Raw genomic sequence first — 13,840 nt, 5'->3', positions numbered from 1 at the left:
CCGTTCGGCGCGTTCGTCCGGGTGGACGAGGGCATCGAGGGTCTGGTCCACATCTCCGAGCTGGCCGAGCGCCACGTGGAGATCCCGGAGCAGGTCGTGCAGGTCGGCAACGACGTCATGGTCAAGGTCATCGACATCGACCTCGAGCGGCGCCGGATCTCGCTGTCCCTCAAGCAGGCCAACGAGGGCGTCACCGCAGACACCGAGTTCGACCCGACGCAGTACGGCATGGCGGCGGAGTACGACAACGAGGGCAACTACATCTACCCCGAGGGCTTCGACCCCGACACCCAGGAGTGGCAGGACGGGTTCGACACGCAGCGGGAGGAGTGGGAGCGGCAGTATGCCGAGGCCCACACTCGCTACGAGCAGCACATGGAGCAGGTCAAGAAGGCCGCCGCGGCCGAGGCTGCGGCCGAGGCCGAGGGTGGTGCCGAGACCGGCGAGGCCGGCGAGGGCGCCTACTCGTCCGGCGGCGGCGATGCTGACGCCCCGAAGAAGAGCGGTGGCACCCTGGCCAGCGACGAGCAGCTCGCGGCTCTGCGCGAGAAGCTGTCCGGCGGCGTCTGAGTTCTGATACCGATTCGAGGGCCCCGTCGTTACCGGCGGGGCCCTCGTTCTGCTTACCGTGGGCCGGTGCGCGCCTGGGTCGTCGTTCTCTGCCTGCTCGTGTCCGGCTGCGCCGGCGCGACCGAGCCGCAGGCCGACCCCGAGGTGCCGGTGTTCTCCACCCCCGCGCCGCCAGGGAGCCTCGACGGCCGGCCCGTTCCGAAGACGTGCGGCGAGATCGCGACGCTCGAGGAGATCGGTACGATCCTCGGCACCCTGGTCACCGGCGAGCCGCGGCCCGTCGTCGGCGTGCCGCAGGAGAACATCGGCCGAACCGCACGGCTGGACTGCTACTACGGAGTCCAGCGCGGCAAGCCGGTGGCCGCGGCGACGATCTGGATAGGCCTGGCCACCTACACCGACGCGCACTGGGCGCAACGCCGCCTGTCCAACACGGTCGACGACGAACGCGAGGTCGGCGCGCGGGTGAGCGACGTCCCGGTGGGCCGGGACCGAGGCGTCCTGCTCCGCGGCAAGGCGACGTGGACGCTCGTAGCGGTCCGCGGCAACACGACGGTCGTGATCACCATCCACCCCAACCTGATCCGCGAGGACCGTGCGGGCGCGATGCTGGGCCAGCTGGCCGACCTGGCCCTGACTAGTCCGCCTCTCCGGAATTAACAGTGTTCGTTGCGTTTCGGGGGATGGTGCGGATCTCGGGTGGTTGGTGGTTGGGTTGCGTCACGGGTCCCCTGAGGTTGCGTTTGGGCGGTGCGAGGCTTTGTGCCAAGCCACGTCAAACCTGTACGCGGACGACGACCGGGGCCCAGGCGTGTTCGGCGGCGGCGGCCGCGCGGCAGCGCAGGCCCGCGAGGCTGTGCTTCGCCGGGATCAGGGCGGTCGACCACCAGGTGCGGCGGTACTCCTAACCAAATCACGGCATCCGCGGCGTGTGTCTCAGCTGATCGAGTAACAGATCGGCTACCACCGGGCGTGATCACCCGGCCGACGCCCACCAGGCAGGACTGTCAGAATGCCGGCATGCTGCGCGTAGGCCTCACCGGCGGGATCGGCTCCGGGAAATCCACTGTGGCCGGTCGGCTCGGCGAGCACGGCGCCGTCGTCATCGACGCCGACAAGATCGCGCGCGAGGTCGTCGAGCCGGGCACCAAAGGGCTCGAGGAGCTGGTCGAGGCGTTCGGCCCCGGGATCACGACCCCGGAGGGCACGCTCGACCGGGCCAGACTCGCCGCCACGGTGTTCGCCGACGACGAGGCCCGCGCGACGCTGAACGGCATCCTCCACCCCAAGATCGGCGCGCGCACCGCCGAGCTGATGTCCGCGGCACCGGCCGACGCCGTGGTCGTGCACGACGTCCCGCTGCTCGTCGAGAACAACCTCGCGCCCGCCTACCACCTGGTGATCGTCGTCGACGCGCCGGTCGAGATCCGGGTGCGGCGCGTCGTCCGCGACCGGGGAATGTCCGAACAGGACGCGAAGGCGCGGATCGCCGCACAGGCCGGCGAGGCCGCCCGGCGCGCCGCGGCCGACGTGTGGCTCGACAACGGCGGGCACGTCGACCAGGTGCTCGCCGATGTCGACGCGCTGTGGGCCGACCGGCTCGTGCGCTACGAGGCCAACCTCCGGCTGGGCCGGCGAGCCTCCTACGGCTCACCGAGGCTGGTCGACCCGGACCCGACGTGGCCCGCGCAGGCCGCCCGGCTCATCGCCAGGATCAGGATGGCGATCGACGATCCGGCGGCGCGGGTGGATCACATCGGGTCGACCTCCATCGAGGGCATGCCGGCCAAGGACATCATCGACCTGCAGCTGACCGTGGACTCGATGGACCAGGCCGACGCCGTGGCAGGCGCGCTGGCCGCGGCGGGCTTCCCGCGCCACCCGACCATCGACCGGGACATGCCCAAGCCGTACGCGCCGGATCCCGAGCAGTGGCGCAAGCGCTACCACAACTCGGCCGATCCGGGTCGCCCGGTGAACCTGCACGTGCGCCCCGCCGGCAGCCTCGGCCGGCGGTTGGCGCTGCTGTACCCCGCCTGGATCCGGGCCGACGAGCAGGCTCGCGCGGAGTACCTCGCGCTCAAACGTGAGCTGGCGCGCCGGTTCGCCACAGAGGACGACACCGCCGACTACGCCGACGCCAAGGAGCCGTGGTTCGACCAGGCCGCGGTCCGCGCGGAGGAATGGGCGAAGAGCTCCGGCTGGCGACCCGAATGAGGGGTCAGCCGCCGCGGGTGTGCATCTCCAGGTGCGGGTTGCTCTTCAGCGTGGCCAGCGGGATGAACGGCGTCCGGTCGCGTTCGGCCAGCCGCTCCACCGCGCCACGGTCATCGCGCGTGGTCCACTTGCCGGTGATCAGCGACCGCAGCTCCTCGAACGAGGCGCCGTCGCGCAGCGGGTCACGCAGGTTCGTGCCCTCGACGGCGTACAGGCAGCGGAACCACATGCCGTCCGCGGTGAGCCTGCTGCGGTCGCACGTCGCGCAGAACGGCTGGGTGGTCGACGACACGATGCCGAACGTCGTCCCGTCCGGCAGCTCGAACCGGTCCGCGGGCGCGCCGTCGGTGTTGCGCAGCGGGGTGATCGGGCCGTAATGGTCGGTGAGCCGGGACAGCATTTCGGCGCGGGACAGCACCAGGTCCGGCGACCACGCCGTGGCGCCGCCGACGTCCATGTACTCGATGAACCGGACCTCCGCGGGCACCGTGCGCCCGAACTCGGTCAGGTCGACGAGCTCGTCGTCGTTCACGCCGCGCATCGCCACGGTGTCGATCTTGGTGCCGGTGAACCCGGCCGGCGCCACCGACGCGATGCCCTCGAGCACCGACGCGTGTGTGTTCCGCTGCGACAGCGTCTTCGACCGCGCGGCCCGCAGCGTGTCCAGGCTGACCGTCACCCGGCCGAGCCCGGCCGCCTTCAACGCCACGACGTTGTCCGCGAGCAGCACGCCGTTGGTGGTCATCGCGAGGTCGCGCAGCCCGGGCTTGCCGGCCAGCATCGCCACGAGGTCGGGCAGGTCGCGGCGCAGCAGCGGCTCGCCGCCGGTGACCCGGACCTTGTCGACGCCGAGCGACATGAACACGTCGGTGAGCGCCGAGATCTCCTCGAACGTCAGCAGGTCGCGCCGGGGGAGCCACACGTACTCGGCCTCGGGCATGCAGTACCGGCACCGCAGGTTGCACCTGTCGGTGACCGAGATCCGCAGGTTCCGCAGCGGCCGCCGGTAGCGGTCGACGATGGGGTTTGCCGGCACGTCACCCAACGTATACGCGATGACCGGAGTATCGCCAGCAGGGCGATAACCTGCGGAAATCGTGAGGTTGGCGGCATGGATCGGCACTCCGCAACTGCGGCGCGCAGGCGCGGGAAAGGACGTGGATGCGGAGTCGCGCGACGTGCTGTGCCGAAATTTATCCCGAGGTGCGAAAACTGAGATAGCCACGCTCGAACGCCGTCGCCACCGCCGCGGCCCGGTCGTTGACCCCGAGCTTGGCGTACACGTGCAGCAGGTGCGTCTTCACCGTGGCCTCGCTGATGAACAGCTGCGCGGCCCGCCTCCACCGCGCGGAACAGCTCCTCCCGCGGCGCGCCCTTGAGCAGGTAACCCGTGGCGCCCGCCTCGATCGCGGGCAGCACGTCGCTGTCGGTGTCGTAGGTGGTGAGTACCAGTACCCGGGACGGCACGCCGCGCTCGGCGAGCGCCGCGATCGCGGCGACGCCGTCGACCCCGGGCATGCGCAGGTCCATGAGGATCACGTCCGGCGTGAGCTTCTCCGCGGCGGCTATCGCCTCGGCGCCGTCGGCCGCCTCACCGAGCACCTCGAACCGCGGGTCGCCGGTGAACATGCCGCGCAGTCCGTCACGCACCACCGGGTGGTCGTCCACGATCACCACGCTGATGGTCACTCGACACCTCCCGCCGGGATCGCCGGCACGGTCGCGGACACCGCGGTACCCGCGCCCGGCTCGGACTCGATCTCCAGCCGCCCCGCCAGCCGCTGCACCCGCTGGCGCATGCCGGTGAGGCCGAACCCGCCGTTCGTGGAACCGTTGGCGCGCTTGACGTTCGGCTCAAAGCCGACCCCGTCGTCGCGCACGTCGAGCGTCACCAGATCCTCCATGTAGGACAGTGTCAGACCAACCCGGCTGGCCCGGGCGTGCTTGGCGACGTTGGCGAGCGCCTCCTGCGCGGTGCGCAGCAGGGTCACCTCGACGTCGGGGTGCATCGGCCGCGCGTCGCCGGTGGTGGTGAGCACGGCGGCCACGTCGTTGACCGTCGCCCACTGCTTGGCCACCTCGCCGATCGCGTCGGGCAGCCGGGCCTCGGCAAGAGCCGCGGGCTCTACCGCGTGCACGGTGCGGCCCGCCTCGGTGAGGCTCTCCCGGGCCAGTGTCGACGCGTTGGCCACGTGCCGCTGCCAGACCGCGGACCGGTCGCGGGTCTGCTCGGCGGCCTGCAGCTGGGTGACGATCCCGGCGAGACCCTGGGCCAGCGTGTCGTGGATCTCCCTGGCCATCCGCTGCCGCTCGTCGAACACGCCGGCCTCCCGCGCCTGCACGAGGAGCTGCGCGTGCAGGCCCGCGTTCTCCTCGAGCGCCGCCTCGAGCTTGCGGTTGGCCTCGCCGAGCTCCGCGAGCGCCCGCTTCTGCTTGAGGTTGCGCTCGTGGGTCAGCTCGCCGAAGTAGGAGAACGATGAGCTCCCACGCGTCGCGGCGGGCCTGCGGGTCGAGCCCGGTGGTCAGCTCGTCGAGGACGGCGATCTCCGGCGAGCCGAGTAGCGCCAGCGCGATCGAGAGCCGCTGCTTCTGCCCGCCGGACAGGCGGCGGAACTGGGCGTCCATCTTGTCGGTGAGCCCGAGGACCTCCAGCAGCTGCCGCCAGTCGGCGGGGTCGCGGTAGAAGGAGCTGTAGAGCTCCATCGCCTCGCGGACCTTGAGCTTCTCGGGCAGCTCGCTCTCCTGCAGCTGCGCGCCGAGGCGTTGCTTGAGCTCGCCGGTGTCGTGCCGCGGGTCGATGCCGCAGACCTGGATCGAGCCGCCGTCCGGCGAGCGCAACCCCTCGATGCACTCGGCGGTCGTGGTCTTCCCGGCGCCGTTGGGGCCGAGGATGCCGAAGATCTCGCCGGGCTCGACCGCGAAGGAGACGCCGTCGACCGCGGTGTGTTCGCCGTAGCGCTTGACGAGCCCGTTCACCTCGATGACTGCCATGCCGCAAGCCTGCGGCCGGCCGGGGCCTCGGCGAATCGTCCGCCCGGCCAGCGTTAGGCGGGGCTCGGGTGGGTGGCCCGATCAACCGATCGGTGGACCCCCACGTCGGTGCGGCTCAGTACGGCGGCCAGACGTCGAAGATGTGCTTGTAGGCGAGCCAGCCGGACAGGTCGTGGCGGAACCGGCTGAGCTCCTCGAGGGTCTTGTGCACGGTGCAGAGCGCGAGGTCGGCGTCCCCGCCCATGAGCACGCGCCCGGCCACGGCCGCGGCGAACTCCTCGCACCGCACGATCCGCGCGGTGGTGCCGCCGGGCGCGGCGAGCCCGAGCAGCAGGTCGGTGGTCTTCCAGTAGCGGCCGTCGCTCGAGGCGCGGACCGCGGTGAGCACGCTGGGGCCGGCCTTGGCGTGGCGGGAGCGCGGGCGCTCGTGGGTGAGGCGGAGGTTCAGCTCGGGGAGGAGCCAGGTGACCTCGGCGTCGTGGAACGGGTCTTCCGGCGTCGGGCACTCGGTGCGCAGGCCCCAGCGCTCGACCTGGCAGGTCCGCAGGCGCCGGGTCGTGCCCGAGGAGATGTAGCTGCGTGACGACGTGAAGGTGTCGACGACGTCGACGAGCTGAGGGGTGATCGTCGTGCCCACGCGTCCAGAGCGTAGTCGTCAGCATGCTGTCGGTGATGTCCAGGTGCGATTCGTTATGTCACGACTCGTGAGCGGACAGGTATCGATCCGGGATATTTATTACCCGATGGACGGACGGCTATTGACTAACTGCATTCAGTCGTCTTTCCAGGTCAACCCGGTTCGCGGCGACCCAGTCGCGCGCCTCCCGGACGGACCGCGCGGCGCCGGAGTCCCGGAGTCGCCGCATCGCCGGGTGGCCGGCCGCCGCCTCGGTCTCGATGCCGCGCCAGCAGCGGTCCTGCCACCAGAGGATCGTCCCGACGAGCCCGCTGCGGTCGTCGAGCCCGTAGGCGTCGCACATCGCGCGCAGCTTGTCGCAGGTCACGGCGAGGTCGCTGATCGCGGGGCCGAGGTCGAGGTTCTGCCAGCACATGTGCGCGACATCGTGGACGCGGTCGCCCGGGGCGGCGATGTCCCAGTCGAGGAAGGCGACCGGCCGCGGTCCCGCGCCGGCGTCCCGGTACCCGGTGTTCCTGGGCGAGAGGTCGTTGTGGCACACCACCTCGTACCCACCGGCCAGCGGCGTTCCCGCGGTCAGGTCGTGGAACTGCCGGACGAGCCGGGCGACCTCCGCCAGGCTCGCGGTCGCGCTCACCCGATCGGTGGGAGATTGCCAGGGGACGAACCCGTCCAGGTAGGTCAGGATCTCGCGGCCGCGCTCGTCGGTCCCCAGCAGCCCGGCCAGCCACGTAGCTCGAGGTGCCCGAGGAGCCGGTGGACGAAGTCCGCGCCGTCGCCCCGGGTGCGGCGCACGGTGTCGCCGACCCGGACGACGTCGTTGACGAAACCGCCCGGCAGCGGCCGCTCGGTCACGGCCGCCCCGGCCACGTCACGCGCACGCCGAGCGTCGCGAGCCAGGCGTCCACGTCGTAGCCGGCCGCGGCGATCCCGTCCACGGCGCCGAAGGTGCGCTCGAACGCGCGCTGCGTGGTCCCGTCGTCGATCAGCCCCGCCGACCGGGCCGCGAGGATCTCGTCGGTGTCCAGCACGCGCAGGTCCTGCCGGTCCCGCACGAGGACGTCGAGATAGAGGTCGACCGTGCGCCACACCGGCCCCGGCTCGATGTCGATCACGTCGAGGTAGACGTCGTGGTCGAGCTTCCGGCCGGGGCGCGCGAGCCAGCGGCCGACCCGCAGCCCGTGCGCGGGGAGGAGCCACGACCGGAAGTAGGCGATGGTGGGGTGCCCGTCGAGCGGCCGCGCCATGTAGAGCCCGAAGTCCGCCGCCTCGTACCGGTCGACGGCGCGCACGATCCCCTTGGGGTCGGTGTTGGTCATCCCGGCGACGTCGAAGAGCTCGATCTTGGGTGGATGAACGTCGGTCACCCTTGCAGCGTCGCACGTTTCGGGCCCGCGGCGGGTGGTGGACCGGATAGCGTCGCGCCCGTGTTCGGGATCATCAGACCGTGCCGGCACCGGCTGTCGGAGCGGTTGCGCACCGCGTGGTTGGCGCATCTGTGCGGGCTCTGCCTCACCCTGCGCGACGAGCACGGTCAGCTCGCCCGCGCGGCGACCAACTACGACGGGCTGATCGTCTCCGCGCTCGTCGACGCGCAGTCCGCGGGCGACCGGCGCCGGAGCGCCGGACCGTGCCCGCTGCGCGGGATGCGGACGGCGGAGGTCTCGGTCGGCGACGGTGCCCGGCTCGCCGCCGCGGCGTCGCTGGTGCTCGCCGCCGCCAAGGTGCGCGACCACGTCGACGACGGCGACGGGGCGTTCGCCAGGCGGCCCGTCGCGGGAGCCGCTCGGGTCGTGGCCGGGCGGTGGGCCAGGCAGGGCGCCGCGACGGGCACCGGGATCGGCTTCGACACGGCCGTGCTGTTCGACGCGGTGGGCCGGCAGAGCGCCGTCGAGGCCGCGGCCGGGCGAGGCGAGGTCCTGACGGTCACCGAGCCGACCGAGACGGCCACCGCGGCGGCGTGCGCGCACACGGCGGTGCTCGCCGGGCGGCCGGCGAACGTGGCGCCGCTGCGCGAGGTCGGCCGGCTGTTCGGCCGGGTCGTGCACCTCGTGGACGCGGTCGAGGACCTCGACGACGACCTGGCGGCGGGCGCGTGGAACCCGCTGACCGGCACCGGTACGTCTTTGGCGGAGGCCCGCCGGCTCTGCGACGACGCGGTCCTGGGCGTGCGGCTCGCGCTGCGCGAGTGCGCGTTCCGGGACGGGGCGCTCGTGCACGCGCTGCTCGTGCACGAGCTGGAGCAGGCGGTCATCCGAGCGTTCGCGCACCGGTCGCGCCGCGGTGTCGACGACGGTGCCGGCGGTGGGTGCTGGGTCCCGCGGTTCCGGGTGCCGCCGCGTCCCCGCGACGCGGTGCTCGGCTGCGGCGTGGCGCTGTACCAGTGCTGCAGCTGCCAGTTCTGCTGCCGCGACCCGTTCCCCGGGCCGTGGTCCGGCAGGCCCCGCGAGTCCTGCGGTGACTGCGACTGCTGCCCGGACTGTGGCGGCGGCAAGGGCGGTGGGTGCGACTGCGACTGCTGCGGGTGCGACTGCTGCTGAACCCGTCCTGACCCGTCCTGACCTGGGCGAACCGGTTTTTGTCGGTGCCCCGGCGTAGCCTCTTTTTCGTGGCAATGGTGATGGCGAGCTCCCAGTTCCGGCCCATCGGTGACATCCCGCGCACCGAGGGCAGGTTCCAGATGGTCAGCGACTACCAGCCGGCCGGCGACCAGCCCGCGGCGATCGACGATCTCGAACGGCGGATCACCGCCGGCGAGAAGGACATCGTGCTGCTCGGCGCCACCGGCACCGGGAAGTCGGCCACCACAGCTTGGCTCATCGAGCGGTTGCAGCGACCCACGCTGCTCATCGCGCCCAACAAGACGCTCGCCGCCCAGCTGGCCAACGAGCTGCGCCAGTTCTTCCCGCGCAACGCGGTGGAGTACTTCGTCAGCTACTACGACTACTACCAGCCGGAGGCCTACGTCCCGCAGACCGACACCTACATCGAGAAGGACTCCTCGGTCAACGAGGACGTCGAGCGGCTTCGGCACTCGTCCACCTGGAGCCTGCTGTCCCGCCGCGACGTCATCGTTGTGGCGTCGGTGTCCTGCATCTACGGCCTGGGCAGCCCGCAGGAGTACCTCGACCGCACCATCGCGCTCGAGGTCGGCCAGGAGGTCGAGCGCGACACGCTGCTGCGCGCGCTGGTCGACACCCAGTACGCCCGCAACGACATGTCGTTCAGCCGCGGCACGTTCCGGGTCCGCGGCGACACCGTGGAGATCATCCCGGCATACGAGGAGCTGGCCGTACGGATCGAGTTCTTCGGCGACGAGGTCGAGGCGCTCTACTACCTGCACCCGGTCACCGGCGACATCATCAGGCAGGTCGAGACGATGCGCATCTCGCCGGCCACGCACTACGTCGCGGGGCCCGAGCGAATGGAGCGGGCCATCCACGGCATCGAGGAAGAGCTGGAGCAGCAGCTCGCCAAGATGGAGAAGCAGGGCAGGCTGCTGGAGGCCCAGCGGCTGCGCATGCGCACGGCCTATGACATCGAGATGATGCGCCAGGTCGGGTTCTGCTCCGGCATCGAGAACTACTCGCGGCACATCGACGACCGCGGGCCGGGCACCGCGCCGGCCACGCTGCTCGACTACTTCCCCGAGGACTTCCTGCTGGTCATCGACGAGTCGCACGTCACCGTGCCGCAGGTCGGCGGCATGTACGAGGGCGACATGTCGCGCAAGCGCACGCTGGTCGAGCACGGCTTCCGGCTGCCGAGCGCCATGGACAACCGGCCGCTCACCTGGGAGGAGTTCCAGGACCGCATCGGCCAGACCGTGTACCTGTCCGCCACGCCGGGCCCGTACGAGATGGGCCAGACACGCGGCGAGTTCGTCGAGCAGGTCATCCGGCCGACGGGCCTCATCGACCCCGAGGTCCTCGTCAAGCCGACCGAGGGCCAGATCGACGACCTGGTGCACGAGATCCGGCTGCGTGCGGAGCGCGACGAGCGGGTCCTGGTCACCACGCTCACCAAGAAGATGTCCGAGGATCTCACGGACTACCTGCTGGAGCTCGGGGTCCGGGTGCGCTACCTGCACTCGGAGGTCGACACCCTGCGCCGGGTGGAGCTGCTGCGCCAGCTGCGGCTGGGCGAGTTCGACGTGCTCGTCGGCATCAACCTGCTGCGCGAGGGCCTCGACCTGCCCGAGGTGTCTCTCGTGTCCATCCTGGACGCCGACAAGGAGGGCTTCCTGCGGTCGGGCACCAGCCTGGTGCAGACCATCGGCCGCGCGGCCCGCAACGTGTCCGGCCAGGTCCACATGTACGCGGACAGGATCACCGACTCGATGCAACACGCCATCGACGAGACCAACCGCAGGCGCGCCAAGCAGATCGCGTACAACGAGGAGCGCGGCCTCGACCCGCAACCCCTCCGGAAGAAGATCGCCGACATCCTCGACCGCGTCTACCACGAGGCCGAGGACTCCGACACCGAGGCCGTCCCCATCGGCGGGTCGGGCCGCAACGCGTCCCGCGGCCGCCGCGCCGCGGGCGAACCGGGTGGCCGGTCCTCCGGCGTGTACGTCAAGGAGAACGTCGGCTCCATGGCCCGGTCCGAGCTCGCGGACCTGGTGCAGCAGCTGACGGACCAGATGATGAACGCGGCGCGGGATCTGCAGTTCGAGCTCGCGGCCCGGCTGCGGGATGAGATCCAGGACCTCAAGAAGGAGCTCCGCGGCATGGACGCCGCCGGCGTCAAGTAGCACCGTGTCGTCCTCCCACGCAGCCGTGTCGCCCTCTCACGTCGCCGTGTCGTCCCGTGACGTGGCTGTGTCGTCTCCCCACGTAGCCGTGTCGCCCTCTCACATAGCCGTGTCGTCCGGTGGCGTGGTCGTGTCGTCCGGTGGTGTCGCCGTGTCGTTCCCCCGCGTCGCCGTGTCGTTCCTGGGCGTGGCTGTGTCGGCCCCACGTAGCTGTGTCGTCGGCTGGCGGGGCCGGTGACCGTATCGACAGCCGGATCCTGCGGTAAGCGCCCGCCTCGGCCGCTTCGCCGCGCCACTCGTCCTTCCTCCAGCGGCGACCGTTCCGGCGTACACGATCAGGTCCGCCCAGGCCCGCGTCGTCCGGCACGTGCTCGGCGGCGTGGGACAGCAGGTCGTGCCGACCGATGGGAGGGAACCCGAGCAGCCACGCCGGCTCCGCACCGGACGACCGCGACGAACCGGCTGTCAGCATCGCCCGGTACGACCGGAGCCGGGCCACGGCCGAACCGGTGAGGCGGTCACCGCACGCGTGGTTGTACCGGGGCGCGGCCGGGTGGTCCGTAGCCGCGCCAACATCGCCCGGCCCGCGGACGTGAGCGCCGGCCAACGCTCAGCGTCGGTCAGCGCCGTGGCCGCCATCGGCACGTAGTCCGCGACCGGATAGTCGACGTGCTGTGACATTGGCTCGCTCTGTCGCATTGGCTCGCTCTGTTGCACTGGCTCGCTCTGTTGCACTGGCTCGCTCCGCTCGCTGGTGAGCGGGCCTGTTTCCGGTGTTCCTCCCTGCGCCGCTCACTCGCGCTGTACCTGGCTGTAGCGGGCGGCTGCCTCGCGTGCGCGCTGCTCTTCCATCGCCTTGCACACCGCCTGCGCCCGCTCCTCCGCCGCGCGCGCCGCCATCAGCACCTCGCGCCGCCGCACGCTGTCCACAGTAGACAGCCGGTCGGCCGACTGCTCCGGTGTCTCGCCGGCCGGGGACAGGCCGAGCGCGCGCAGCGCCAGGCGAGCCAGCTCCTCGCCCCGGTCCGGATCACGTTCGCGGCGCGGCGCCGCTGCCTGGTCGTCGGCGGTCCTGGGCGGGCCGGCCGGTCCGGTGGAGCCCGCCCAGCCTCGCCTTGCTGTCGCCGAGGGTGACCTCCGCGCCGGGGCCGTCGGCGAACTCCATGTCGTAGTGCGGACTGATGATCGCGTGGTTGACGATCCAGAAGTAGGCCTGCCGCAGCTTCTCGTCCAGCGGCACGCCGCCGGCCGGCGCCCCGCTGCCGATCGGCGTCTCGTACAGCGCCGCGACGTCGAAGTCCGGCTCGTGCCGGTCGCCGCCCGGCAGCGTCGGCGCCCGCGAGACCTGCCGGTGTGCGGCAGTCGAAACGCCCCGCCAGGCGGTCGCCGAGAGCGGTCGGTACCGGTGGAGCGTGGGCGGTTGGGCCGGGCGTGCCGGCCCGGCCCGGGGCCCGGTCGTCTAGAAATATCACCATGATCCCGAGCTCTGACGTTCCTCGTGCTCCGGTCGCGGCCACGGTGGTGGTGCTCAGCGCCCTGCTCGTCGGGGCCGGAGCGCTCGCCGGGTCGTCGGTGCTCACCTCCGAGCCACCGCGGATGGTGCTCGCGGTCGCGCTCGTGCTGGCCGGCTGGTGGGTGGCGCGCCTGGCCCACGGGCCGGCGGGGGTGGCGCTCGGCCGGCCGGTGCTGGCCGGCATCGGCACGTCGTTCGGGGTGTTGGGCGTCTACCTGGGCGGGCTCGCGCTGCTGATCACCACGGAGTCGTCGTCGCCGGTCGTCGTGGTGCTGCTGGTGTACGGCGTGCCGGCGCTCGCGTTGCTGGCGGTGGCCGCGACGGGGATGCGGGCGTGGCCGGCCGGGGCGGGTGCGGTGCTGCCGATGGTGGCGGTGCTGCTGCTGACCGCGGGCGGGGTGGGCGCGGGTGCGGTGTCGGTGACGATGCTCGCGGTCGGCGTCGTGCTGGCGGTGGTCGTGGTGCGTTCGCCGGCGGCCTCGGTCCGGGGTGACCTCGCCTCGGCCGCCGCGGCGACGGCGACGTCGTTCGCGTTCGGCGCCGGGACCTCGCCGTTCGGCTCGCTGGGTGCCACCCAGGTCCCGGGGGTGGGCGCCGGGGCGTCGGGCGCGTTGCCCGCCGGGGCGCTGGCCGCGGTCGTGGCGGGTGCGCTGCTGGTGGCGTCGGTCCTGATGGTCGTGGCGGTCCTGCGGCGCGACGTCGCCGGCGGGCTGCTGGTGGGCACGGTCTTCGCGATGCCGCCGCTGACGTTGGCCTCGGTGCTGCGCCCGGCGCAGGGCTGGCCCGCGGAGATCCTGGTCGCGGTGACCGCGGTCCCGGTCCTGACCGCGCTGGTGGCGATGCTCGCGATCCGCGTGCCGGCCGCCCGCCGGGCCCTCGCCGCGGTCCCCGTGGCCATGCGTCCGGCTCGGGAGGCGGACGCGGACCCCGACGAGCCGGGCGCGTCGGCGGTGGCCACCTCCGGGGCGCTCGTGGTCGCGTCGCTCGCGGTGGTCGTGGCCGGGGCGGCGGTCGTCTTCATCGCCACCGCGATGCCGCTGTTCGGGTGGGGTGCCGGCGCGGAGGCCGCGGTCGCGCTCGTGGTGCTCGTCGTCGCGGGAGCGTTGGGGTCCTGGCTGCCCGGCGCGCCCGGTGCGGCGGCCGCCGTCGTCGCGCT

12 protein-coding genes and 4 pseudogenes are annotated in these 13,840 nt (G+C 72.1%); 6 read left to right on the top strand and 10 right to left on the bottom strand.

Going from position 1 to position 13,840, the window contains the following annotated elements; translation table 11 throughout:
- The 3 genes from GEV28_RS38500 to coaE form a co-directional block, all read left to right on the top strand.
- The coding region (locus tag GEV28_RS38500; RefSeq protein ID WP_291418660.1) for a S1 RNA-binding domain-containing protein at window positions 1-570 on the top strand (570 nt) is incomplete at its 5' end.
- Between the two features lie 66 nt (window positions 571-636).
- Window positions 637-1,230, top strand: coding sequence for a hypothetical protein (locus GEV28_RS38495; protein WP_291418657.1), 594 nt, complete (start codon window positions 637-639; stop codon window positions 1,228-1,230).
- 360 nt (window positions 1,231-1,590) lie between these two features.
- Window positions 1,591-2,787 carry a dephospho-CoA kinase gene (gene coaE / locus GEV28_RS38490; protein ID WP_291418655.1) on the top strand — a complete coding sequence of 399 codons (1,197 nt, stop codon included), beginning with the start codon at window positions 1,591-1,593 and terminating at the stop codon, window positions 2,785-2,787.
- Window positions 2,788-2,791: 4 nt separating this feature from the next.
- Here the strand turns inward: coaE and moaA are convergent, their stop codons facing one another.
- From moaA to GEV28_RS38450, 8 genes and pseudogenes are all read right to left on the bottom strand, one after another.
- Window positions 2,792-3,823 (bottom strand): GTP 3',8-cyclase MoaA, encoded by a 1,032-nt coding sequence (moaA, locus tag GEV28_RS38485; protein ID WP_291418653.1) that lies wholly within the window; start codon window positions 3,821-3,823, stop codon window positions 2,792-2,794.
- Window positions 3,824-3,980: 157 nt separating this feature from the next.
- Window positions 3,981-4,416 (bottom strand): annotated as a pseudogene (locus tag GEV28_RS38480) (response regulator).
- A gap of 56 nt (window positions 4,417-4,472) precedes the next feature.
- Window positions 4,473-5,234 (bottom strand): annotated as a pseudogene (locus GEV28_RS38475) (sensor histidine kinase); the annotation flags it as partial.
- Window positions 5,235-5,262: 28 nt separating this feature from the next.
- Window positions 5,263-5,778 (bottom strand): annotated as a pseudogene (locus tag GEV28_RS38470) (ABC transporter ATP-binding protein); the annotation flags it as partial.
- A 115-nt stretch (window positions 5,779-5,893) separates the two neighbouring features.
- The gene (locus GEV28_RS38465; protein ID WP_291418651.1) at window positions 5,894-6,415 is read right to left on the bottom strand and encodes a hypothetical protein; all 522 of its coding nucleotides are present in this window, start codon (window positions 6,413-6,415) and stop codon (window positions 5,894-5,896) included.
- Window positions 6,416-6,533: 118 nt separating this feature from the next.
- Window positions 6,534-7,052, bottom strand: coding sequence for a phosphotransferase (locus GEV28_RS38460; protein ID WP_291418649.1), 519 nt, complete (start codon window positions 7,050-7,052; stop codon window positions 6,534-6,536).
- A gap of 44 nt (window positions 7,053-7,096) precedes the next feature.
- Window positions 7,097-7,270, bottom strand: coding sequence for a hypothetical protein (locus GEV28_RS38455; protein WP_291418647.1), 174 nt, complete (start codon window positions 7,268-7,270; stop codon window positions 7,097-7,099).
- The gene (locus GEV28_RS38450) at window positions 7,267-7,782 is read right to left on the bottom strand and encodes a DUF402 domain-containing protein (protein WP_291418645.1); all 516 of its coding nucleotides are present in this window, start codon (window positions 7,780-7,782) and stop codon (window positions 7,267-7,269) included. Before GEV28_RS38450 ends, GEV28_RS38455 begins: the two co-directional genes overlap by 4 nt.
- Before the next feature lie 60 nt (window positions 7,783-7,842).
- Here GEV28_RS38450 and GEV28_RS38445 point away from each other — a divergent pair, with 60 nt between their 5' ends.
- Both GEV28_RS38445 and uvrB read left to right on the top strand, forming a co-directional pair.
- Window positions 7,843-8,955 carry a DUF5685 family protein gene (locus GEV28_RS38445; RefSeq protein WP_291418644.1) on the top strand — a complete coding sequence of 371 codons (1,113 nt, stop codon included), beginning with the start codon at window positions 7,843-7,845 and terminating at the stop codon, window positions 8,953-8,955.
- A 74-nt stretch (window positions 8,956-9,029) separates the two neighbouring features.
- Window positions 9,030-11,171, top strand: coding sequence for an excinuclease ABC subunit UvrB (gene uvrB, locus GEV28_RS38440; RefSeq protein ID WP_291418662.1), 2,142 nt, complete (start codon window positions 9,030-9,032; stop codon window positions 11,169-11,171).
- Window positions 11,172-11,963: 792 nt separating this feature from the next.
- On the opposite strand, the gene GEV28_RS38435 is transcribed toward uvrB, so the two are convergent.
- Entirely contained in the window at window positions 11,964-12,092 is a 129-nt protein-coding gene (locus GEV28_RS38435) for a hypothetical protein (protein ID WP_291418641.1), read from the bottom strand.
- 109 nt (window positions 12,093-12,201) lie between these two features.
- Window positions 12,202-12,411, bottom strand: a complete 210-nt coding sequence (locus GEV28_RS38430) for a hypothetical protein (RefSeq protein ID WP_291418639.1) — start codon at window positions 12,409-12,411, stop codon at window positions 12,202-12,204.
- A 233-nt stretch (window positions 12,412-12,644) separates the two neighbouring features.
- On the opposite strand from GEV28_RS38430, the pseudogene GEV28_RS38425 reads away from it, so the two are divergent.
- Window positions 12,645-13,840 (top strand): annotated as a pseudogene (locus GEV28_RS38425) (hypothetical protein); the annotation flags it as partial.

This window comes from Actinophytocola sp., from assembly GCF_009379765.1.
GTDB lineage: Bacteria > Actinomycetota > Actinomycetes > Mycobacteriales > Pseudonocardiaceae > Actinophytocola.
This window is presented reverse-complemented; position numbering and strand designations above follow the sequence as displayed.

Excerpts from the sequence above, each read along its gene's own strand:
- coaE (WP_291418655.1), top strand. The coding sequence starts at position 1,591 with ATGCTGCGCGTAGGCCTCACCGGCGGGATCGGCTCCGGGAAATCCACT.
- uvrB (WP_291418662.1), top strand. The coding sequence starts at position 9,030 with ATGGTGATGGCGAGCTCCCAGTTCCGGCCCATCGGTGACATCCCGCGC.